At 45.4% G+C, this 20,659-nt stretch carries 20 protein-coding genes, 3 tRNA genes and 1 pseudogene; 11 read left to right on the forward strand and 13 right to left on the reverse strand.

From position 1 onward, the window contains the following. Window positions 1–12: 12 nt before the first annotated feature. The 5 genes from HMPREF1535_RS13875 (at window position 13) to HMPREF1535_RS13895 (ending at window position 6,346) form a co-directional block, all read left to right on the forward strand. Window positions 13–1,476 carry a capsule assembly Wzi family protein gene (locus tag HMPREF1535_RS13875; RefSeq protein WP_046146620.1) on the forward strand — a complete coding sequence of 488 codons (1,464 nt, stop codon included), beginning with the start codon at window positions 13–15 and terminating at the stop codon, window positions 1,474–1,476. Continuing rightward, entirely contained in the window at window positions 1,464–1,853 is a 390-nt protein-coding gene (locus HMPREF1535_RS13880) for a lipocalin-like domain-containing protein (RefSeq protein ID WP_046146621.1), read from the forward strand. Before HMPREF1535_RS13875 ends, HMPREF1535_RS13880 begins: the two co-directional genes overlap by 13 nt. A 23-nt stretch (window positions 1,854–1,876) precedes the next feature. Next, complete coding sequence (locus HMPREF1535_RS13885) at window positions 1,877–4,273, forward strand: SLBB domain-containing protein (protein ID WP_046146622.1); 2,397 nt, start codon at window positions 1,877–1,879, stop codon at window positions 4,271–4,273. Between the two features lie 42 nt (window positions 4,274–4,315). After that, entirely contained in the window at window positions 4,316–5,431 is a 1,116-nt protein-coding gene (locus tag HMPREF1535_RS13890; RefSeq protein WP_082207537.1) for a GNVR domain-containing protein, read from the forward strand. A gap of 216 nt (window positions 5,432–5,647) precedes the next feature. Further along, entirely contained in the window at window positions 5,648–6,346 is a 699-nt protein-coding gene (locus HMPREF1535_RS13895) for a hypothetical protein (RefSeq protein WP_046146623.1), read from the forward strand. Window positions 6,347–6,422: 76 nt separating this feature from the next. On the opposite strand, the gene HMPREF1535_RS13900 is transcribed toward HMPREF1535_RS13895, so the two are convergent. The 4 genes from HMPREF1535_RS13900 to HMPREF1535_RS13915 all read right to left on the reverse strand — a co-directional run bounded on the left by HMPREF1535_RS13900 (window position 6,423) and on the right by HMPREF1535_RS13915 (window position 8,152). Beyond that, window positions 6,423–6,494, reverse strand: a tRNA-Met gene (locus HMPREF1535_RS13900). Between the two features lie 176 nt (window positions 6,495–6,670). Beyond that, window positions 6,671–6,985 carry a chaperone modulator CbpM gene (locus tag HMPREF1535_RS13905; RefSeq protein ID WP_007652504.1) on the reverse strand — a complete coding sequence of 105 codons (315 nt, stop codon included), beginning with the start codon at window positions 6,983–6,985 and terminating at the stop codon, window positions 6,671–6,673. Window positions 6,986–6,997: 12 nt separating this feature from the next. Next, a complete protein-coding gene (locus HMPREF1535_RS13910) occupies window positions 6,998–7,921 on the reverse strand; it encodes a DnaJ C-terminal domain-containing protein (RefSeq protein WP_046146624.1) in 924 nt (307 codons plus the stop codon). A 159-nt stretch (window positions 7,922–8,080) separates the two neighbouring features. Next, a tRNA-Met gene (locus HMPREF1535_RS13915) sits at window positions 8,081–8,152 on the reverse strand. A gap of 151 nt (window positions 8,153–8,303) precedes the next feature. Here HMPREF1535_RS13915 and HMPREF1535_RS13920 point away from each other — a divergent pair. From HMPREF1535_RS13920 to HMPREF1535_RS13935, 4 genes are read left to right on the forward strand one after another with little or no spacing between them, the layout of a single operon-like run. Continuing rightward, complete coding sequence (locus HMPREF1535_RS13920) at window positions 8,304–8,897, forward strand: TetR/AcrR family transcriptional regulator (protein ID WP_007652508.1); 594 nt, start codon at window positions 8,304–8,306, stop codon at window positions 8,895–8,897. A 7-nt stretch (window positions 8,898–8,904) separates the two neighbouring features. Beyond that, a complete protein-coding gene (locus HMPREF1535_RS13925; RefSeq protein WP_046146625.1) occupies window positions 8,905–9,849 on the forward strand; it encodes a 3-oxoacyl-ACP synthase III family protein in 945 nt (314 codons plus the stop codon). 22 nt (window positions 9,850–9,871) lie between these two features. Further along, window positions 9,872–10,618, forward strand: coding sequence for a 3-oxoacyl-[acyl-carrier-protein] reductase (gene fabG, locus HMPREF1535_RS13930; RefSeq protein WP_046146626.1), 747 nt, complete (start codon window positions 9,872–9,874; stop codon window positions 10,616–10,618). A gap of 1 nt (window position 10,619) precedes the next feature. Next, window positions 10,620–11,294 carry an RluA family pseudouridine synthase gene (locus tag HMPREF1535_RS13935; RefSeq protein ID WP_007652514.1) on the forward strand — a complete coding sequence of 225 codons (675 nt, stop codon included), beginning with the start codon at window positions 10,620–10,622 and terminating at the stop codon, window positions 11,292–11,294. Here HMPREF1535_RS13935 and HMPREF1535_RS25830 read toward each other — a convergent pair. Together HMPREF1535_RS25830 and HMPREF1535_RS13940 are read right to left on the reverse strand one after the other, a co-directional pair. Beyond that, a pseudogene (locus HMPREF1535_RS25830) lies at window positions 11,280–11,447 on the reverse strand (DMT family transporter); the annotation flags it as partial. The gene HMPREF1535_RS13935 and the pseudogene HMPREF1535_RS25830 sit on opposite strands and share 15 nt — an antisense overlap. Next, a complete protein-coding gene (locus HMPREF1535_RS13940) occupies window positions 11,444–12,502 on the reverse strand; it encodes a class I fructose-bisphosphate aldolase (RefSeq protein WP_010800045.1) in 1,059 nt (352 codons plus the stop codon). The gene HMPREF1535_RS13940 and the pseudogene HMPREF1535_RS25830, both read right to left, overlap by 4 nt. Window positions 12,503–12,687: 185 nt before the next feature. Here HMPREF1535_RS13940 and HMPREF1535_RS13945 point away from each other — a divergent pair, with 185 nt between their 5' ends. Then, entirely contained in the window at window positions 12,688–13,239 is a 552-nt protein-coding gene (locus HMPREF1535_RS13945) for an NADH peroxidase (RefSeq protein ID WP_007652517.1), read from the forward strand. A 215-nt stretch (window positions 13,240–13,454) separates the two neighbouring features. Beyond that, window positions 13,455–13,541, forward strand: a tRNA-Ser gene (locus tag HMPREF1535_RS13950). 412 nt (window positions 13,542–13,953) lie between these two features. Here the strand turns inward: HMPREF1535_RS13950 and trpA are convergent. The 7 genes from trpA to trpB are packed head-to-tail and all read right to left on the reverse strand — an operon-like array spanning window position 13,954 to window position 20,414. Then, window positions 13,954–14,727: a tryptophan synthase subunit alpha gene (gene trpA / locus HMPREF1535_RS13955; protein WP_046146627.1), complete on the reverse strand. Its 774-nt coding sequence runs from the start codon at window positions 14,725–14,727 to the stop codon at window positions 13,954–13,956. Further along, entirely contained in the window at window positions 14,724–15,398 is a 675-nt protein-coding gene (locus HMPREF1535_RS13960) for a phosphoribosylanthranilate isomerase (RefSeq protein ID WP_046146628.1), read from the reverse strand. Before HMPREF1535_RS13960 ends, trpA begins: the two co-directional genes overlap by 4 nt. Next, a complete protein-coding gene (trpC, locus tag HMPREF1535_RS13965; RefSeq protein ID WP_046146629.1) occupies window positions 15,392–16,204 on the reverse strand; it encodes an indole-3-glycerol phosphate synthase TrpC in 813 nt (270 codons plus the stop codon). The genes HMPREF1535_RS13960 and trpC overlap by 7 nt, the downstream gene beginning before the upstream one ends. 3 nt (window positions 16,205–16,207) lie before the next feature. After that, window positions 16,208–17,203 (reverse strand): anthranilate phosphoribosyltransferase, encoded by a 996-nt coding sequence (gene trpD / locus HMPREF1535_RS13970; RefSeq protein ID WP_046146630.1) that lies wholly within the window; start codon window positions 17,201–17,203, stop codon window positions 16,208–16,210. A gap of 31 nt (window positions 17,204–17,234) precedes the next feature. Further along, window positions 17,235–17,804, reverse strand: coding sequence for an anthranilate synthase component II (locus tag HMPREF1535_RS13975; protein ID WP_046146631.1), 570 nt, complete (start codon window positions 17,802–17,804; stop codon window positions 17,235–17,237). Between the two features lie 12 nt (window positions 17,805–17,816). Further along, complete coding sequence (locus tag HMPREF1535_RS13980) at window positions 17,817–19,223, reverse strand: anthranilate synthase component I family protein (protein WP_046146632.1); 1,407 nt, start codon at window positions 19,221–19,223, stop codon at window positions 17,817–17,819. 3 nt (window positions 19,224–19,226) lie between these two features. Then, a complete protein-coding gene (gene trpB / locus HMPREF1535_RS13985; RefSeq protein ID WP_010800039.1) occupies window positions 19,227–20,414 on the reverse strand; it encodes a tryptophan synthase subunit beta in 1,188 nt (395 codons plus the stop codon). Window positions 20,415–20,659 lie beyond the last annotated feature (245 nt).

The following is a 20,659-nucleotide window of genomic DNA, read 5'->3' on the forward strand; positions in this document are numbered from 1 at the left end:
TATCTGAAATAAATGAAAATTGTATCTAACTTAATCCTTTTGGGAAGCATGTGTATGCTTCCTTTAACCTCTTATGCTCAGTTTACGAAAGGGCTGAGTTATCGGGCGGAGACTGGTGTCAGCTTCAGCGGAGGCGAACATACCCCTTTCTGGCTGACGGCAAACAAGCAGGGGCTTTCGTCTATTGAAAAGAATAACGGGTATCTGCGTGCCGGTGTTTTTCGGGAGTTGGAAAAGGATAAACCTTTCTCGTATGCTTTCGGGGCGGATCTGGCTGTCGCTTATAATTTTACTTCGACTTTCGTGGTGCAACAATTGTATGCGGATTTGAAATACCGTTGCCTGGGGTTGAGCATCGGAAGTAAGGAGCGGCATAGTGAGTTCAATAATCCGTTACTGAGTAGCGGTGGACTGACATTTTCCGGAAATGTGCGTCCGATTCCGCAGGTTCGTATCGGTATTCCCGAATATACGCTCGTTTCGGGAACAAAAGGGTGGTTGGCTTTTAAAGGGCATATTGCCTATGGTATGTTTACGGATGACGGCTGGCAGAAGGACTTTGTGGTTCCGGGCGGTAAACATACAGAGCATGTGCTGTATCATTCCAAGGATTTGTATGTGAAGATCGGTAACAAAGAGAAGTTTCCTTTGATCTTTGAAGGAGGGTTGGAGATGGCTGCTCAATTCGGGGGAAATGCGTTTATAGGAGGAGGGAAGATCGATATGCCGAATGGGATAAAGGATTTTTTCAAAGTGTTTATTCCTAGCGGGGGAGATAGTAGTACACCAACAGGAGAGCAAACGAATATTTATGGTAATCATTTAGGGAGTTGGAATTTCTCACTGACCTGGTATGCTCCGAAAGATTGGACAATCCGTCCTTACTATGAACATTATTTTGAAGACCATTCGCAGATGTTCGGAGAATATGGCTGGAAAGACTGTCTGGCTGGAATGGAAATTACTTTTCCGAAGAATCCGGTGATCAGTGGTTTTGTTTATGAGTATATTTCTACAAAAGACCAGACGGGGCCTGTTTATTGGGATCATACTCCGGAAATACCGGAACAGGTGAGTGGTGCGGATAATTATTATAATCATGGTATTTATACCGGTTGGCAGCATTGGGGGATGGGAATCGGCAATCCGCTGGTTATGTCTCCTATCTATAATGCAGATGGTGATATAAGTTTTAAGAGTTCGCGTATACAGGGACATCATTTCGGGATCATGGGAAATCCTTGTGCCGATTTGCAATATCGTGTCCTTTTATCCGTTACCCGTAATTGGGGAACTTATAGTTTGCCTTTTTATGAGATCAAAAAGAACGGAAATGCTTTAGCTGAATTGAAATATACTCCCCACCAATTGAAAGGCTGGGATTTTACAGCATCGTTGGGTATAGATCGGGGAGCGATGTTGGGTAAAAGTGCCGGTGGCATGTTAACAATCAGAAAAACAGGATGGATACGATGAAAAGATATATAATAGGTGCGTTGCTACTGTTGATGGCTGGCGCTTGTGGAAAAATGCCGATTAATGGCGACCTGGATGGTCGCTGGCAGATCATGAAGATAGCATATGCATCAGGAGAGGAAGAGAACCCTGAACGGGCATATTACAGCGTGGCTTTGCATACGATCAATTTGATGAAGGTTGATGTCACCAGTCAGACCGGCAATATGGAATATACCGGGGATTCACTTTTTGTGGTTATGCCAATCAGTAAAGTTGAAGACTTATTGCCATTTGGCATGAACGGAACGGAGCAACGTTTTGGCGTCAAAGAATTAACATCGAAGCATCTGGTTCTGCAATCGGATTATGCCCGGTTGGAGTTCAGGAAGTTTTGAAAACAACAAAAACAAATAACAATATGAATATCGTAATCAGAAATGTATTATTGGGGGGATTACTGTGGTTGGCGGTTCCATTGTCGGCACAGGTGTCCCAGGATTTGATTGATAAGGCGAAAGCTGCGGGTATGACGGATGACCAGATTCGCCAGGAGATAAATAAACGGATGGGACAGTCCGGAGCGGAACAGACTACGCGTACGGCATCGGATGCAGTGGTTACAGATCGTACGGTTGCTATTCCGGATGGAAAGGTGATACCTCCTCTGGATGCTCAGCGGGAAGCCAATCGTTCGGCGGGAGATCTGAGTGGAACCGTGTTTGGTCGCGAAATATTCTCGAACAAGAACCTGTCTTTTGAGCCGGATCTGAATGTGCCGACTCCCAAAGGATATGTTTTATCAGCTGGAGACGAATTACTGATCAATGTCTGGGGAGATTCTGAACTGAATCTGAAACTGAAGGTTTCTCCCGAAGGAACAATTCTTATCCCTAATCTAGGTCCGGTATCTGTCAGCGGACTGACTATCGAAACTGCCGAGAACCGTATCCGACAGGAATTGGGACGGATCATGTCTACCTTGTCGGGAGATACGGACGGGGCTAATACGTTTGTTTCCGTTAGCCTGAGTCAGATACGTAGTATCAAAGTGAATATAGTAGGAGAGGTCGTTGCTCCGGGGACCTATACGCTTCCTTCGTTTGCTACTTTGTTTAATGCGTTGTATGCAGCAGGTGGTGTGAATGAGATCGGTTCGCTTCGTGGAATCAAAGTTTACCGGAATAGCAAGGAGGTAGCCAGCCTGGATGTGTACGATTATTTGTTGAACGGTAAATACAATACGAATATCCGTCTGGAAGAAAATGATATGGTGATTGTTTCTCCTTATGACCAGCTGGCTGTGGTACAGGGAAAAGTAAAACGTAACCGTATTTTTGAGTTGAAAAAGGGGGAAACGCTCTCGCAACTATTGAACATGGCTGGCGGTTTTACCGGAGATGCCTATAAAAAAGATGTCCGTGTCAAGCGAAAAGCCGGTAGTCGTTATCAGATAGCTACTGTTACGGAAGATAAATATCCTACTTTTGCAATGATGGATGGCGATTCCTTGTTGGTGGATTCAGTGATTCCCTTCTATGAAAACCGTCTGACAGTGACAGGGGCCGTTTGGCGTCCGGGAGAATATGAATTGAATGGTATGGTTCATACGGTCCGTCAACTGGTTGATCAGGCAGCCGGTTTGAAAGGGGATGAGTTTGCCGGTCGTGCCCAGATCACCCGTTTGAATCCGGACTTTACAACGACTGTCATAGCCGTAGATATCCGTGGTATCCTGAACGGTACTGCTCCCGATATGGAACTAAAGCCGGAAGATCAACTCTATATCCCTTCTTTCTTTGATTTGAGAGAACCTTATACGATCAAAGTAAGTGGGGCGGTAAATTACATTGATACGGTTCTTCCTTACCGGAATAACCTGACAGTGGAAGATGCTATTATGATGGCTGGCGGTTTGAAGGAATCGGCTGCTACAGTCAATGTGGAAGTTGCCCGTCGTATTAAGGATACAAAAACGTACGAAAATACTAACCGTACTGCCGAAGTATTCAATTTTGAATTGAATGACAATTTAGGACTGATACCGGTGAATGGAAAAAATAGCGATACGGTTTTTACGCTGGAACCGTTTGATGAAGTGTATGTGCGTTTCTCACCGGGTTATCAGGAACAACAGGTGGTGAAGGTAAATGGTGAGATTACCTTTTCCGGCGATTATGTATTGGCCGAAAAGAACTCCCGTTTGAGTGATATTATCGCCAAAGCCGGAGGGATAACTCCCGATGCCTATGTAAAAGGGGCAAGCCTGAAACGCCAGTTGACAGAAGATGAGATGCGCCGCCTGGAAACTCTGTTGCAACTGAGTGCAAATAAGCAAAGCCGTGATTCGGTTGCCTTGTCTTTGGAAAACATCAAAGACTATTCTGTGGGTATTGACCTGGAAAAAGCCTTGGCGAATCCGGGTAGTGCACATGATGTGGTGCTACGTGATGGGGATGAACTTTATATTCCGCAATTCCAGAGCACAGTGAAGATAAATGGAGCCGTAACTTATCCGAACAGTGTGACTTATACCAATGGTATGTCTGTGGGAGATTGCCTGTCGCAAGCCGGTGGTTATAATGATATTGCCCGTAAATATCCGATCGTAATCTATATGAATGGAAAAGTGGCAACGACAAAGAAAAGCTTTATCTTCTTCAAACGTTATCCGAAGGTAGAACCCGGATGTGAAATTGTCGTTCCGACCAAGACACAGCGTGATCGTAAGACCAGCCTGGCAGAAGTTCTGAGCATAGCTAGTTCAACCACTTCGATGGCAGCCATGGTGACCTCTATCATCAACACACTGAAATAATTATCAATTTTCAATCTTTAATTATCAATTAACAAGGTGGATATGATTCAAATGAACGCTCCTGATATGGATACAAACGAGCAGGAGATAGATTTAATAGAGTTGGCTAAACGGCTATGGGGGGAGCGTAAGTTCTTGTTCAAATGCTGTGGAGTCGCGATAGTTGTGGGATTGGTGGTTGCTTTCAGCATACCGAAAGAATACAGTACGACAGTAAAGCTGGCGCCTGAAACGTCTGATCCGTCCAAGAAGATGGGAAATCTGGGTGGTCTGGCTGCTATGGCTGGTATAAACCTGGGTTCTTCGGCTGGTTCGGATGCCATCTCCCCGGACTTGTATCCGGATGTGGTACAAAGTATTCCGTTTCTGTTGGAGTTGTTTCCTGTGCAGGTAGAGAGTGAAAAAGGTGATTATTCGTCGACATTGTACGAATATATGGATGATCATCAGAAAAGTGCGTGGTGGAGTTATGTGATAAAGGCTCCTTTCAAATTACTTGGCTGGGTGAGGGGATTATTCTCAGAAGAAGAACTTTCCGGTGAGGGAGAATTAACATCTTTCCGATTAACCAGAGAACAGGATGGCGTAATACAAGGATTGCAGAAACGTATCTCTGCCTCCGTGGATAAAAAGACATTGGTAATAACAGTCTCTGTCCAGATGCAGGATCCTTTGATCTCTGCAAGCCTTACTCAGATAGTCGTGGAAAAGCTTCAGGGGTACATCACCAATTACCGTACACAGAAGGCCAAGCAGGATCTTGAGTTTACAGAGAAGGTGTTTAGCGAAGCTCGTGAATCTTATTACAAGGCCCAACGTGCGTATGCCGCCTTTGAGGATGCGAATAAGAACATCATCTCTGCTAGTTACCGCACCGAGCAGGAGCGTCTGAAAAATGAAATGACACTGACCTTCAATGTTTACAATACGTTGGCTCAGAAACTGGAGCAGGACAAACTTCGTGTCCAGGAACAAACTCCGGTCTATACGGTGATCAGCCCGGCAACGGTGCCATTAAAGCCTGCTTCACCTAAAAAGTCACTGATACTTATCGGCTTTGTTTTTCTAGCTCTGTTCGGTGGTATCGGATATTTGTTTGTGAAGGATATGTTTGCGAAGAACAAACAGGTAGAGGAAGATTGTTTCTCTGTGGAATGAAATAGAATATTTCTTATAATTCAAATTGTATAAAATATAAGCCGGTAAGGGTAATCCTTGCTGGCTTTTTTTGTGTTCATTTTTACGTTCATGCCGTTTATTTTGTAGTTAGCTGTGCAATTTAGGTTGTCTGCGGATAAAATTTGTTGTTTTCTGTTTTTTGGGGTATTTTTCTACTCTGTAATAAAATATTATAATATTTAAAATGTTTGTTCTATGAATGCTGAAAAACAATATAAGAGAGTATTTTCTAATGTGGTTCTCCCTGTTCGAAATGTGGAAAGAGTGAGTTTTGTGGATAACAGATCAGATTCTGTTACTCAGGCAAAGTTGATAACATTTATTCAGAAAAAGGGTAGTAATATAAAGCAAAGAAAAATAGACTATGGCAATGAAGTGAGTAATTTAAATTCAGAAATGAGTATTCCTGGTGGATGTAAATTGTATCATGCAACAAAAGATTCTAATAATGTTTATTCAATTCTAGATAATGGTGTTGATGTTAGACGTTCTCTTTCAACACAACTAGGAAAAGGTTTTTATACAACATGGTTTCAATATGCTGATAATAAATATGGCTCTTTTGTTTTACGGTATACAGTTACGCAAAAAATGAATGGACAACAAGTTTATTCCCATAGTATAAAAGATGCAAATGCGAAAGAAATGAGAGATAATCAAAATTATAAAGAAGTGTGGGATGTTCAGAATGATTTTTTATACACACCAGAACTTGATATTACCATAGATGGACAGGATATTCCACATCAAGTAAAAATAACAGAAAGCGGTGTATCTAAAATACAACTTGAATCAATTCTTGTTGATAAAGATGTTTATACAATAGAACAGTTTCGGGAAAAATATAAACCGAGACCAAAGATCGATTTATCGGCAATAAAAAGACGAAAATAATCATTATATTCTCTTTTTGTGTAGAAAGCATAAATAAAAAAGTGATGCACACTAATGTACGTCACTTTTTTATTAGTTGCGGAGACAGGACTCGAACCTATGACCTTTGGGTTATGAGCCCAACGAGCTACCACTGCTCCACTCCGCGATATAGTTGCTATCATTCCTGATTGCGAGTGCAAAGGTATGAATTATTTCTTACAATCCAAATTATTTTACAAAAAGTTTTTGTCTTTCTGTTGAAAGCCGGGGAGTAAGGCTTCTTTTAGTAACAAAATGACACATCTACCGGATTGAATGTAAGGCAGATGTGTCATTTGGGTTTTATAATTCATTTTCTTCAAAATCTTTTGCTTCATATACCCGCAACCTCTTTTTCAGATGTCCGATTTGCTGTTGCATGGATTTGACACGATTCAGCAGATGGTGGATGGCATCGATTCCTTCGAAATTGATTGAGAGGTCGTAATACATACGTGTATATCTTTCGATATCGTGTAATTGCTCCGCCTGTAAATACTTTTCGCCTTCGATGATACGGATTTCAATGAGTCCGCCTTCTTCCAGCCTGAAGATGAAAGAAGGTTCTATATGACATATCCGGCAATATTCGTTGACTATAATTAAATCTGTTTGCATAGTACTCGTGTTTTATTGATTAAGACTCTGTATTTCGCGGAACAACTCTTTTTGTTTATCCGTCAGATTAGTCGGTATCTCGATGGAGTAGGTGACGATGAGGTCACCGAACTGCCCGTCTTTTTTATAGACAGGGAAACCTTTGCCTTTCAGGCGGACTTTGCTGTTGTTCTGCGTTCCGGCAGCCACTTTCAGTTTTACCTTGCCGTCCATTGTTTCTACGATTTGTTCGCCACCCAGTATGGCGGTGTAGAGGTTCAACGGGGCGGTTATATATAAATCGTCGCCAACCCGTTTGAAACGGCTGTCTTCTGCTATGCTGAATGTGATGTACAGATCGCCGGCAGGTCCGCCGTTTACGCCCGGACCGCCCTGGCCTTTCAGCTTGATGGTCTGTCCGTCTGCGATACCGGCTGGTACGGTTATACGCAGATTCTTGCCGTTGACGGTAATAACCTGTTTGTGCGTTTTGGCTGCATCTGCCAAAGAGACATGCAATTCTGCATTATAGTCCTGGCCGCGAAAAGCGTGGTTGCCTCTGCCGCGACCTCCGCCTCCGAACATGGATTCGAAGAAGTCGGAGAAGCCGCTGCCGTCGTCTGAGGCACTCCATTGGGCACCCCCGCCGTTGCTGCCTCCAAAGCCGCTAAAACCACCGAAGCCGCCCTGATACTGTCCGTATTGGTTCTGCTGAGCTTCGAACTGGTCGGCATGTTTCCAGTTTTCACCGTATTGGTCGTATTTCTTCCGTTTTTCCGGGTCGCTCAGTACTTCATTGGCTTCGTTGATTTCCTGGAATTTCCGGTGAGCATCCGGGTCGTTCGGATTCAGGTCCGGATGATATTTACGGGCCAGCTTCTTGTACGCTTTTTTAATGTCGTCCTGTGAAGCGCCTTTGTTCACCCCTAGAATGTTGTAATAGTCTATATAAGCCATATTATTATATTGTTAAGTCTTTTTGTCGGTTGATATCCATACATCTACATTACAATAAACATGCCGGGGCGGAAATTGACGGCTTAAATTTGGCTAATAAAGCTTAGGAAAGATAAAAACGAAAAAGGCCTCCAGTGAATACTGAAAGCCTTTAGATAGTTGCGGAGGCAAGACTCGAACTTACGACCTTTGGGTTATGAGCCCAACGAGCTACCACTGCTCCACTCCGCGATATAGTTTACAATCATTTCGTGATTGCGAGTGCAAAGGTAGGGATTTTCTCTTATAAAACAAATTTATTGCAAGTTTTTTTTAATATACTTGGTAGAACCAATCTTTTTTAGGTACTTTGCGCACAGTTTTAATCAAAATGTGCAATACAATGCCGATGACAGTTTCTAAAACACGCGAAATGTTGGTGGATGTGGCCAGGCAATTGTTTGCCCGCATGGGGGTTGATAATACGACAATGAACGATATTGCACAGGCTTCCCGGAAAGGCAGACGTACGTTATATACGTATTTCAAGAGCAAAAATGAGATTTATCTGGCTGTGGTGGAATCGGAGCTGGACCAGTTATACAAGATGCTGCTTGATGTTGCCGGAAAGGATTTGCCAGCTGATGAGAAGTTGATGACATTCATCTATGCCAGATTGGATGCTATCAAAGCGCTCGTATTTCGTAATGGTACGCTGAAAGCTAACTTTTTCCGTGATATATGGCGCGTAGAGAAGGTTCGTAAGAACTTTGACATACGTGAGACAGAATTATTGAAGGGAATATTGGATGCCGGAGTGAAGGAAGGAATCTTTGCAATGCCTGATACAGAAATAACAGCAGTGGTGCTACATCATGCCTTAAAGGGATTGGAAGTTCCTTATATAAGGGGTATTATGGGAGATAATATCAGCCAGCGGATTAAGCGGAGAGATAATGTAATGAATTTAATATTCAACGGAATAAAGATAAAGTAAACCAGAGATGTTTATTAATGCAACAGGGTTTTATGTGCCTGAAGAGCGGGTGCACAACCAACATTTTTTGGAATTAAACGGGTTGACAAGTGAATGGATTGAACAACGTACGGGTATTAAAACCCGGTCCAAAGCCAAACCGGAAGAGACAATTTGTACCATGGGAATGGACGCCGTACGTAACGCACTGCCAAAATTGCCGTATGACATTACGGAAGTTGATTTGATTATCTCAGCATCCTATTCTCCGTACGATACAGTTGCTACCGCAGCCCATTATACGCAGCGTGAGTTTAATATTACAAATGCGAAAGCGTTGTATTTATCATCTGCCTGTTCCTCTTTTTTAAATGCGCTGGAAGTTGTGGAAGGTTATTTTGCTATGGGAAAGGCTACAAAGGCTTTAATCCTTTCAGCAGATAAAAATTCCGCTTATTATAATGAAACAGATCCGAAAGCCGGTCACCTCTGGGGTGATGCCGCTGCGGCGTTCTTTATTTCAAAGGAACGTGTGACAGAGAAAGATCCGCATATCATTGAAATATTTACACAGGGGCTGGGCCATCTGGGGAAAGGTCCTGAAGGTGTGCAGTTGCGTCCTCGTGACGGTGGTATCCAGATGCCGGAAGGCCGCGACGTGTTTATCCAGGCTTGTACCTACATGCCTAAAAATGCGGTCTATCTGTTGGAGAAGAACGGATTTGCGTTGGATGACCTGACTTATTTCATCGGTCACCAGGCGAATATGCGTATCATGTCGAACATTGCCAAGCAACTGAATTTGCCGGAAGAAAAGTTCTTGCATAATATCGAAGAACTGGGTAATACCGGTTCGGTTAGTTCGGCTTTGGTGTATGCACAGAATGACCATACATTCAAGAAAGGCGACCTGGTTTGTCTGACCGTCTTCGGCGGCGGATATTCGGCGGGTGCTTGTCTGATACAGTGTTAATATAAACGTAAATAGAAATATTATGAAATTATTAGAAGGAAAAGTTGCCATTGTAACCGGTGCTGCACGCGGTATCGGTAAGGCTATCGCTTTAAAGTTTGCCGCTGAAGGTGCAAATATCGCATTTACAGACCTGGTTATCGACGAGAACGGTGAAGCTACACAGAAAGAAATCGAAGCTTTAGGCGTTAAAGCAAAAGGATATGCTTCTAATGCAGCCAACTTTGAAGAGACTCATAATGTAGTGGCGGAAATCGTGAAAGACTTCGGTCGTATCGATATTCTGGTTAACAATGCCGGTATCACGAAAGACGGTCTGATGATGCGTATGAGTGAAGGCCAGTGGGATGCTGTCCTGACTGTGAACCTGAAATCGGCTTTCAACTTCATCCATGCTTGTACTCCGGTCATGATGAAACAGCGTGCAGGTAACATTATCAATATGTCTTCTGTCGTAGGTGTTCACGGGAATGCCGGTCAGAGCAACTATTCGGCTTCAAAAGCCGGTATGATCGGTTTGGCTAAATCAGTGGCTCAGGAACTGGGTTCACGCGGTATCCGTGCCAATGCAATCGCTCCTGGTTTTATCATTACCGATATGACTGCGAAATTGCCGGAAGAAGTAAGAGAAGAATGGAACAAGAAGATTCCTTTGCGCCGCGGCGGTACTACTGAAGATGTGGCAAATGTAGCTACATTCCTGGCATCAGATTTGTCTGCTTATGTATCCGGACAGGTGATTCAGGTAGACGGCGGTATGAATATGTAATATGGAAGTTATCTACGAAGACAATCATATCATCGCGGTAAATAAAACATGCCGTGAGATTGTACAAGGAGATAAAACCGGTGATACTCCTCTTTCGGAAATGCTCAAGGCGTGGCTGAAAGAGAAGTATTGCAAGCCGGGAAATGTGTATGTCGGTGTTACCCACCGGCTGGACCGTCCGGTGAGTGGTGTAGTCCTGTTTGCCAAGACCAGTAAAGCTTTGCCCCGCCTGAACGAGATGTTCCGGGTAGGAGAGGTGAAGAAAACCTATTGGGCCATTGTCAAGAACTGTCCGCCGGCTGAAGAAGGCGAACTGGTGAACTGGCTGGTCCGTAACGAGAAACAAAACAAGAGTTACGCTTACGATACCGAACGTCCGGATTCAAAGAAAGCGATTCTTCATTATAAGGTGATTGCGCATTCGGATAATTATTTCTTATTGGAAATAGACCTGAAAACCGGCCGGCATCATCAGATACGCTGCCAGTTGGCAAAGATGGGGTGTCCGATTAAAGGAGACCTGAAATATGGTGCCGAGCGTTCGAATAAAGATGGTGGTATCAGTCTCCATTCCCGGAGTGCCGAGTTTATCCATCCGGTATCCAAAGAATTGATAAAGATTGTAGCCCCTGTCCCTGACGATAATTTATGGAAAGGTATTTCAGAGGGCCTCTAACTGGGCCCTCGATTTACTTTGTGTTACGATATAAACGCCGGTAAATACCAATGCTACGGCAATCCCTTTCATCACTCCAAAAGTATCCATCCCCCAAAGTACGGCAATCAGTGACGCAACGATTGGTTGTACGTAATTATCATACATGTTTATGCAATCGTGATCTCCGGATCCAGGTAAACGTCCTGGATGGTGTGAAGCAGTTCGACACCATCTTTCATGGAACGCTGGAATGCTTTACGTCCGCTGATCAGGCCCATGCCGCCGGCACGTTTGTTGATGACAGCAGTGATGACGGCTTCTTTCAGGTCGGAGGCACCGTGTGATTCTCCTCCGGAATTTATTAGGCCGACACGGCCCATATAACCGTTTGCTACCTGGTAACGACAAAGGTCGATCGGATGTTCGGTCGTCAGTTCGGTGTACATCTTTTTATCTACTTTGCCGAAGTTGATGGCTGTGAAGCCACCGTTGTTGGACGGCAGTTTTTGTTTAACGATATCTGCTTTGATTGTTACACCCAAATGGTTGGCCTGACCGGTCAGGTCAGCTGCTGCATGATAGTCTACGCCATCTTTCTTGAAATCATTGTTCCTCAGATAGCACCAGAGGACGGTTGCCATACCTAGTTCGTGTGCATACTCGAATGCATCCGCAATCTCGACCAGTTGCTCACGGCTTTCCGCAGAACCGAAATAGATGGTGGCACCGACTGCTGCGGCTCCCATGTTCCAGGCTTCCTTGACTGTGCCAAACATCACCTGATTGTAGCTGTTCGGATAAGTAAGCAATTCATTGTGATTGAGTTTTACGAGGAACGGTATTTTATGTGCATATTTACGTGCCACAGCTCCCAGGTTTCCGAATGTGGAAGCGACAGCGTTGCAACCGCCTTCGATTGCCAGCTTCACGATATTTTCCGGATCGAAATAAATGGGATTCGGGGCGAATGATGCTCCGGCCGTATGTTCTATGTCCTGGTCGACCGGGAGGATAGACAGATAACCGGTGTTAGCCAGACGTCCGCTTCCCAACATCCGTTGTAAATTATTTAATGTCTGAATGTTTCTGTCCGTATTGATCCAGATATCATCGACTGTTGAAGGAGATGGTATGTGAATCAGTGATTTGTCGATCGTTTTACAGGTGTGACCCAGTAAATATTCTGCTTTGTCGCCTAAGAGGCTTGTAATCTTTAATGTATCCATACTATATGTAAGTTTTATAATCTAACATTTGCCGCTTTGAATAAGTTCCATAGTTTTTATCAATTAACAGATAGAATATTTCTATTGGCTTATCTCTTGCTGTTTAGATTTGTTTGGTTAATTTTGTCACAGCGAATAACAAAAGATTATACTAATAGTTATACAACCAATAAAATTTTACGAAGATGAAAAAGAAATGGATCTGCACAGTATGTGGTTATGTTCATGAAGGTGACGAAGCTCCTGAATTCTGTCCGCAATGTAAACAACCGAAAAGCAAGTTCAAAGAACTGGTAGAAACAACAGGCGCTCTGCAGTTTGTAGACGAACACGTATTAGGTGTTGCAAAAGGTGTTGACCCTGTTATTCTTGAGGGGTTGAACGCTCACTTTATGGGTGAATGTACTGAGGTAGGTATGTATCTGGCAATGAGTCGCCAGGCAGACCGCGAAGGTTATCCTGAAGTAGCAGAAGCATTCAAACGTTATGCATGGGAAGAAGCTGAACATGCTGCCAAGTTTGCAGAGCTGTTAGGTGATGTTGTTTGGGATACAAAGACTAACCTGAAAAAACGTATGGAAGCAGAAGCCGGTGCCTGCGAAGATAAAAAACGTATCGCTACATTGGCAAAACAGCAGAATCTGGATGCTATCCACGATACAGTACACGAAATGTGTAAAGACGAAGCCCGCCATGGTAAAGGTTTCGAAGGATTATATAACCGTTATTTCAAATAATAACGTTCAATTCGTTAACACGATAGGATTGGGAGTGCCGAGAGGTTACTCCCTTTTTTTAGCACTATAGTGCTGTGTTGTATGATACTATAGTGCTATGGGTATTAGCATAATAGTGTTGTTGGGACTGACATAGTAGTGCTGTGTGCAGAAAAAAAGGACCTTTGGAGGATAACGGTATCAAATTTTTTATACATTTGTCGCGTCAACGATCAGGAAAGCTGCCAGAGTGGTCGAATGGGCCGCACTCGAAATGCGGTGAACGGGTAACTGTTCCGGGGGTTCGAATCCCTCGCTTTCCGCTGAAAAGAGAAACAGTTGTCGGTTATAAACTGGTAACTGTTTTTTTTTCAGATGTATAAAGATTATCGGATCGATATTAGTTTCATGATATCCATGTTTTTCCAGTTTGTCTGGCCCCCTTTAAAATTAGTGGCTTTCTATCCGGTCTGCTTTTCCAATCTTTTAAATCTTCAATGATGCTACGATATAATTCCATGATAAAATCAATTTTATGTTCCTGAAAATGGCAAAAACGCACAAAAGACGTTCCTGTTTTTGGCAAATGTACTAGATAGTAGGGAATAATATTGTTGTAAGTAGCTGTTTTTTCGAGTATATTTTGTTAATCTAAAAACAGACAGGCATCCATAGATAAAGCGATGCCTGTCCGTTGTTGTTTCGATGCCTACCCATTTCAGGCAGGTTGCCGTCCTATTTTTTCAAACCTTCCAGTAATGCATCTACAGCTCCGGGGATTGTAGTTTCGCTTTTCAGCAATTGGATAAATTTGCTGCCGATGATGGCGCCTGAGGAATTAGAGGAGGCGGCATCGAAGGTGGCTTTGTTGGAGATTCCGAAACCTACCAGGCGGGGATTTTGCAGGTTCATTCCGTTGATACGGCGGAAATAGGCCTGTTTCTGGTCGTCGAAACTCTGCTGTGCACCTGTTATTGCTGCACTCGATACCATATAGATGAAGCCGGAAGTGTGTTCGTCAATCAGGCGGATACGGTCTTCGGAGGTTTCAGGGGTGATGAGCATAATCATTTTCAGGTCGTAGCGGTCGGCTATCTCTTTGTAGTCGGACATGTAGTCGGCGAAAGGGAGGTCGGGGATAATCATGCCGTCGATACCTACTTCCACACATTTTTTACAGAAGTCTTCGAAGCCGAATTGCATAATCGGATTGAGGTAGCCCATCAGAACTAAAGGCATTTGTACCTCTTTCCGTATGTCTTTCAACTGTTCGAACAGGAGGTGGAGCGACATGCCGTTTCGCAATGCCTGTGTAGCGGCTTCCTGGATGACGGGACCGTCTGCCATCGGGTCGGAAAAAGGGATGCCTACTTCGACCATGTGAATACCTTTTGCTTCCAGTTCTTTCAGAACGGTTACCGTATCATTTAGCTGTGGATAACCTGCTGTAAAGTAAACGGATAGGATGCCGTTCTTTTTTGTTTCGAATAAGTTTGTAATACGATTCATATGTCAGTCTTTTTATTTTTAATCTTGTCAATAAATGTTTTCAGTTTCTCTACGTCTTTCATGCCCGGACTGGTTTCGAAACCACTATTGAGGTCGATACCGGCCAGTTTCGGGTGGCTGAAGTTCCGGAGGGCTTCTGCGCTGTCGGGGTTGATGCCGCCGCTGAGCAGGAAAGGCGTTTGCCCTTTATAGGCGGAGAGTACCGACCAGTCGAACTGTTTGCCTGAACCGCCATAGCTGCTGCATTTGGTGTCGAAAAGAAAATAGTCGGCACGGTCTTCGTAATCGGCGACCGGTTTTAAATCTTCTTCGGTGGCGATAGAGAATGCCTTGATGATTGCATATCCCCGTTTATGGAGGGTATAGCAGATGTCCGGCGATTCGTTTCCATGTAATTGCAGGTAATCGAGCCGGTAACGGGCGGCTGTTTCCATCATTTCATCCGGCGTGGCGTTGACGAAGACGCCGACCCTCTTCAATTGAAAATTGAAAATTGAGAATTGAGAATTATTAAGAGAGGAACTCTTTCTTTCATTTTCAATTGTCCATTTTCCATTGTCAATTGAGCGAGCGGAGCGAGTGTAAAAGATGAATCCCATCCAGTCGATTCCCGTCTCTGCTACCTGCCGGATATTTTCCGGTTCCCGCATGCCGCAAACCTTGATTAGCATGGCAAACCTCCTATGAAAGCGGACAAAGTATCGCTCGGTTCTTCTGTTTTCATAAATGTCTCACCAATCAGGAAACCGCGGAAGCCAGCCTCACGAAGGCGGCTTACTGTGGCTGTGTCTGATATTCCGCTTTCCGAAACCAGGAGGGGAGCGAGGTCCTTTTCTTTGCTGACTTCCTGCATGATTTCTGCCAGACGGAACGAATTTTCCACATCGGTATGGAATGTCCCGAGGTTGCGGTTGTTAACACCGAGCATGTCGATATGCGGGTTGAGATGCCCCAATTCCGATTCGCTGTGGATTTCCAGCAATGTTTCCAGTTGGAGGGTATGCGCCAGCTCTGCCAGTGACAAGCATTGGTCGGGGGTGAGGCAGGCGGCGATTAACAGAATTGCGTCGGCTCCCATGACCCGGGCCTGGTACACCTGGTATTCGTCGATGATAAAATCTTTCCGCAACAGAGGAATCTCAGCCAGCTTGCGTGCCTGGCAGAGGTCACCCAATGAACCACCGAAAAACTGCGGGTCGGTCAGGATCGAGCAGGCAGAAGCTCCGGCTTGCTGATAGGCCGGGATGATGTCCGGGATGGCGGCATCCGGATGCAACCAGCCTTTCGAAGGACTTTTGCGTTTAAACTCGGCGATGATACCCGAAGAAGATGCTGCCAGCGAGGCACGCATCGAATAGGTGGTACGTTCCAGCCGTTCACCACCCAATGCCAGTAGCGTACGGAGCTGTACGGCTTGTTTTTGCCGGTCTACTTCGATGCGTTTGTTGGCTATAATGTCTTGCAATATATCTTTCATAAATCAATTATTCAGTGAAATAAACTTCTTTAGCGTAGCCAGTGCACTGCCGCTTTCCAGCGATTCGCGGGCTTCGGCGATACAGGTTTCTATCTTCTTTTCCGGGCAGATGACCTGGATGGCAAAGGCAGAGTTGGCAATTACGCAGTTCTTTTGTGCCGGGGTTGCCGTATTGGTCATTACGTTATTGAAGATGCGGGCGGCATCTTCGACAGTCTGTCCGCCGTCGAGGTCATCCTCTGTGCAACGGGCAAAACCAAGCATTTCCGGGGTATATAGTTTCTCTTTCTCCGGCATTGCTACTTTAAAGTCGGAGGTCAGTGATATTTCATCGTACCCGTCCAGGCTGTGGACAACGGCAAAACGCGTCCCGCTTTCCTGGTATGTGTAACTGTATAACCGCAGCAAAGGTAAATTATATACACCCAATAACTGGTAAGCCGGCATAACGGGATTCACCAGCGGACCGAGCATATTGAAGAAACTTCGTACTCCCAGGCTTTTACGTACCGGGGCTACCGCTTTTAGGGCCGGATTGAATAAAGGGGCATGCAGGTATGCGATATGGCAGGTGTCCATGCTTTGGCGTAGTTTGTCGATATCGTTGGTAAATTTGACGCCATGTTGTTCCATCACATTACTGGCACCGCTGACGGAGGTTGCGCCGTAGTTACCATGTTTCACCACATTGTAACCGGCTCCGGCAACGACAAAACAGGAAGCGGTACTGATATTGAATGTGTTTTTGCCGTCTCCCCCTGTACCGACGATGTCGATTGGCTTGTAATCCGATAGGTCGACCGGTACGCGCATTTCGAGCAGGGCTTCGCGGAAACCGGATAGCTCTTCTACGGAAATGTTACGCATCAGATAGACGGTGATGAGGCAGGCTATCTGGGAGTCATTGTATTGGCCGGCAGCCATATTCTGAAGTATCTGGCGGGCTTCATCCCGGCCGAGGTACTGGTGTTCGAATAATCTGTATAATATATCTTTCATAACTCTTCTTTCTTATGTTTATTAGTCCTCGTTATCCTTTCAGCCAGTTTTCAATAATAATCTTGCCTTTCGGGGTCAGGACCGATTCCGGATGGAATTGGATACCCCTCACGTCGTACGTACGGTGACGCAATGCCATGATTTGTTTTTCTTCCATATCTTCGGCTGTTATTTCCAGGCAATCGGGGAAGTTTTCGCGGGAGACTGCCCAGGAGTGGTAACGCCCGGCGCGGAATCCGGCTTCGAGTCCGGCAAATAACGGTTCTTTAGCTGTTACCCGGATATCGGAACAAACGCCGTGATGAACGTCCGTCAGGTTAATCAGGGTTGCTCCGAAGGCTTCTCCAATCGCTTGTTCTCCGAGGCATACTCCCAGAATACTTTTTGTCGGGGCATATTGGCGGATTAAAGGAAGCAGGATGCCCGCTTCTTCCGGAATGCCGGGACCCGGCGAAAGAAGGATTTTATCGAAGCGGTCTACTTCTTCCAAGGATATTTTGTCATTGCGGTGAACTTCTACCTCTGCACCCAGTTCCTTCAGGATGTGTAATAAGTTATAGGTGAAGGAATCATAATTGTCGAATAATAATATCTTGCTCATAATTTTCAATTTTTAATTCTTCAACTTCTCTGCCAGGTCGATTGCCTTTTTCAAGGCTCCCAGCTTGTTGTTTACTTCCTGTAGTTCGCGTTCGTCGTTGCTTTTCGCTACGATACCGGCACCGGCCTGGTAATACAGTACGTTGCCGCGACTGACGAAGGTGCGGATAGTGATAGCCTGGTTCAGGTCACCGTCCAGGCCGATAAATCCGATGCAGCCACCATAGGCTCCGCGGTTATGTTTTTCGAGGTCGGTGATAAGCTGCATGGCACGTACTTTCGGGGCGCCGCTGAGGGTTCCTGCCGGGAAGGTGTCGATATATGTTTTTACCGGGTTGCTGTCGCTGTTCACTTCGCCGCTTACACGGGAAACCAGGTGGATGACGTGACTGTAATATTGTACCTCCTTGTAGAAATCGACCTGTACGTTGTGTGCGTTGCGACTCAGGTCGTTGCGGGCAAGGTCTACCAGCATGACATGTTCGGCATTCTCTTTCGGGTCGGCGAGGAGGGCTTCTGTACGCTGTTTGTCGAGAGCCACGTTGCCTGTGCGGAAAGCGGTTCCGGCAATCGGGTCGATGCTTGCATGGCCTTCCGTCACTTTGCAGTGCGTTTCGGGAGAAGAACCGAAGATGCGGAAGCCGCCGAAGTCAAAATAGAAAAGGTAGGGGGAAGGATTGACACTTCTCAGGGCACGGTAGACTTTAAAGTCGTCGCCTTTGAACGGTTGTTCGAAACGGCGGCTTAAAACGATTTGGAAAACATCACCGCGCAGGCAGTGTTTGATACCTTCGCGAACCATAGCCTTGTATTCTTCGCCGGTGATAGGAGAAGTCTCCGGCCCGGTGGTCTGAAAGTTATAGGAAGCATAGTTGCGGTTTTCAATCAGTGTTTCGATTTCCTGCAAGTTGCTCTTTTCGCTGTCCTGCAATAATTCGACTAATGTCAGTTCATTTTTGAAATGGTTGAAGACGAGGATATACTTATATAATATGTATAGCATGTCGGGAGCATCGTTCTCTTCGTGATGGGCTTCTATGACCGGAATGTTTTCGAAGTAACGGACAGCATCGAAGGCCGTGTATCCGAACAGGCCGCAGACTTTCTTGTCTGCCCCTTCGATGCAGTAACGGTCCAGAAACGCGTTCATGGCATCTGCTACGTTATAGCTTTCACTGAGGGGAGTCACTTCGCGGTTGCCGTCGGGAAAGGTTGCCGTACATTCGCCGTTGTTGATGCCGATACTTGCCAGCGGGCAGAGGGCGATGAAGGAAAGGCTGTTTTCGTTTCCGTGGAAGTCCGAACTTTCCAGCAGGGCTGATTCCGGATAGATATCCCGTACTTTCAGGTAGATGCTGACGGGAGTGTGAAGGTCGCCCAGGACCTGTTTGCTTATCGTTTTGAAATGATAGTTTTTCATCGGTTACTTTCTGTTTTTGTATTCAATATACGTATCCATATCTTTATCGCCACGACCGGAGACTGTTAACACGACTACGTCTTCCGGCTTGAAATTCACTTTGCTGAGTGCTCCCAGCGCATGGGCGCTTTCCAGTGCCGGGATGATTCCTTCCAGGCGGGTCAGTTCGAAAGCGGCTTCCAGTGCTTCGTCGTCATCGACTGCCAGAATAGAGGCACGGTGGCTGACGGACAGATTGGCGTGAATCGGGCCGATTCCCGGATAGTCCAGTCCGGCAGAGATAGAGTAGGGCTCTTCGATTTGTCCGTCTTCGCTCTGCATGACCAGGGTACGGGCTCCGTGTATGATTCCTTTCTTTCCCAGCTGGATGGTGGCGGCGCTCATACCTGAACAGATTCCTTTTCCTCCGGCTTCTGCCAGTACGAGTTTCACCCGTTGGTCGTCGATAAAGTGATAGATTGTACCGGCTGCATTGCTTCCGCCTCCGACGCAGGCAATCAGGTAATCCGGATGGTCGCGCCCTTCTTTTTCCTGTAACTGTTTCTTTATCTCTTCACTGATAACGGATTGCAGGCGTGCTACCATGTCGGGATAAGGGTGAGGACCGACTGTGGAACCGATGATGTAATACGTATCGGAAGGGTGACAACACCAGTCACGGATTGCTTCGTTTGTTGCATCTTTCAGGGTCATGTTGCCGGAAGTAACAGGGACGACGGTTGCACCGAGCATCTCCATCTTCTGCACGTTGGCATGCTGGCGTTCCACGTCCGTCTTGCCCATGTAAACGATGCATTCCATGTTCATCAGGGCGCAAACGGTAGCTGTGGCAACACCGTGCTGTCCCGCACCTGTTTCGGCGATGATGCGGGTTTTGCCCATGCGGCGTGCCAGCAGAATCTGTCCGATTGTGTTGTTGATTTTGTGGGCTCCCGTATGGTTGAGGTCTTCCCGTTTGAGATAAATCTTGCAACCATACTTTTCGCTTAATCGTTTTGCCAGGTAAAGGGGGGAGGGGCGGCCTACGTAGTCGCGCAGCAATTGGTTGAATTCCTGCTTGAAACTTTCACTTTCCAGTACTTCCAGATAGATGTTCTGTAAGTTTTCCACACACTGGTGAAGGATTTCGGGGATATAAGCGCCGCCGAACTCACCATAATAACCGTTTTTGTCAACTTGATACGTTTTCATCTTTTGCTATGTTGTTTTAATTGTATTCGTAAATGGATTAAAAAGAAAAAAGGCCCGTCGCAAGTGCGACAGGCCTTTCTATGATATCTTGACTAGTATATACACAGGACTGCGTTCCTTACGACCGTTGTAGGAGTAAAGAGCGCCACCACCAAAATGTATTTACTATAAATGTTCTCATGACTGTTTTTGTTATTACGGCAGCAAATATAGATATTCTCTGACAAACTGCAAATGATTTGCGG

Origin of the sequence: Parabacteroides goldsteinii DSM 19448 = WAL 12034 (assembly GCF_000969835.1) — a bacterium.
Classification (GTDB): Bacteria; Bacteroidota; Bacteroidia; order Bacteroidales; family Tannerellaceae; genus Parabacteroides; species Parabacteroides goldsteinii.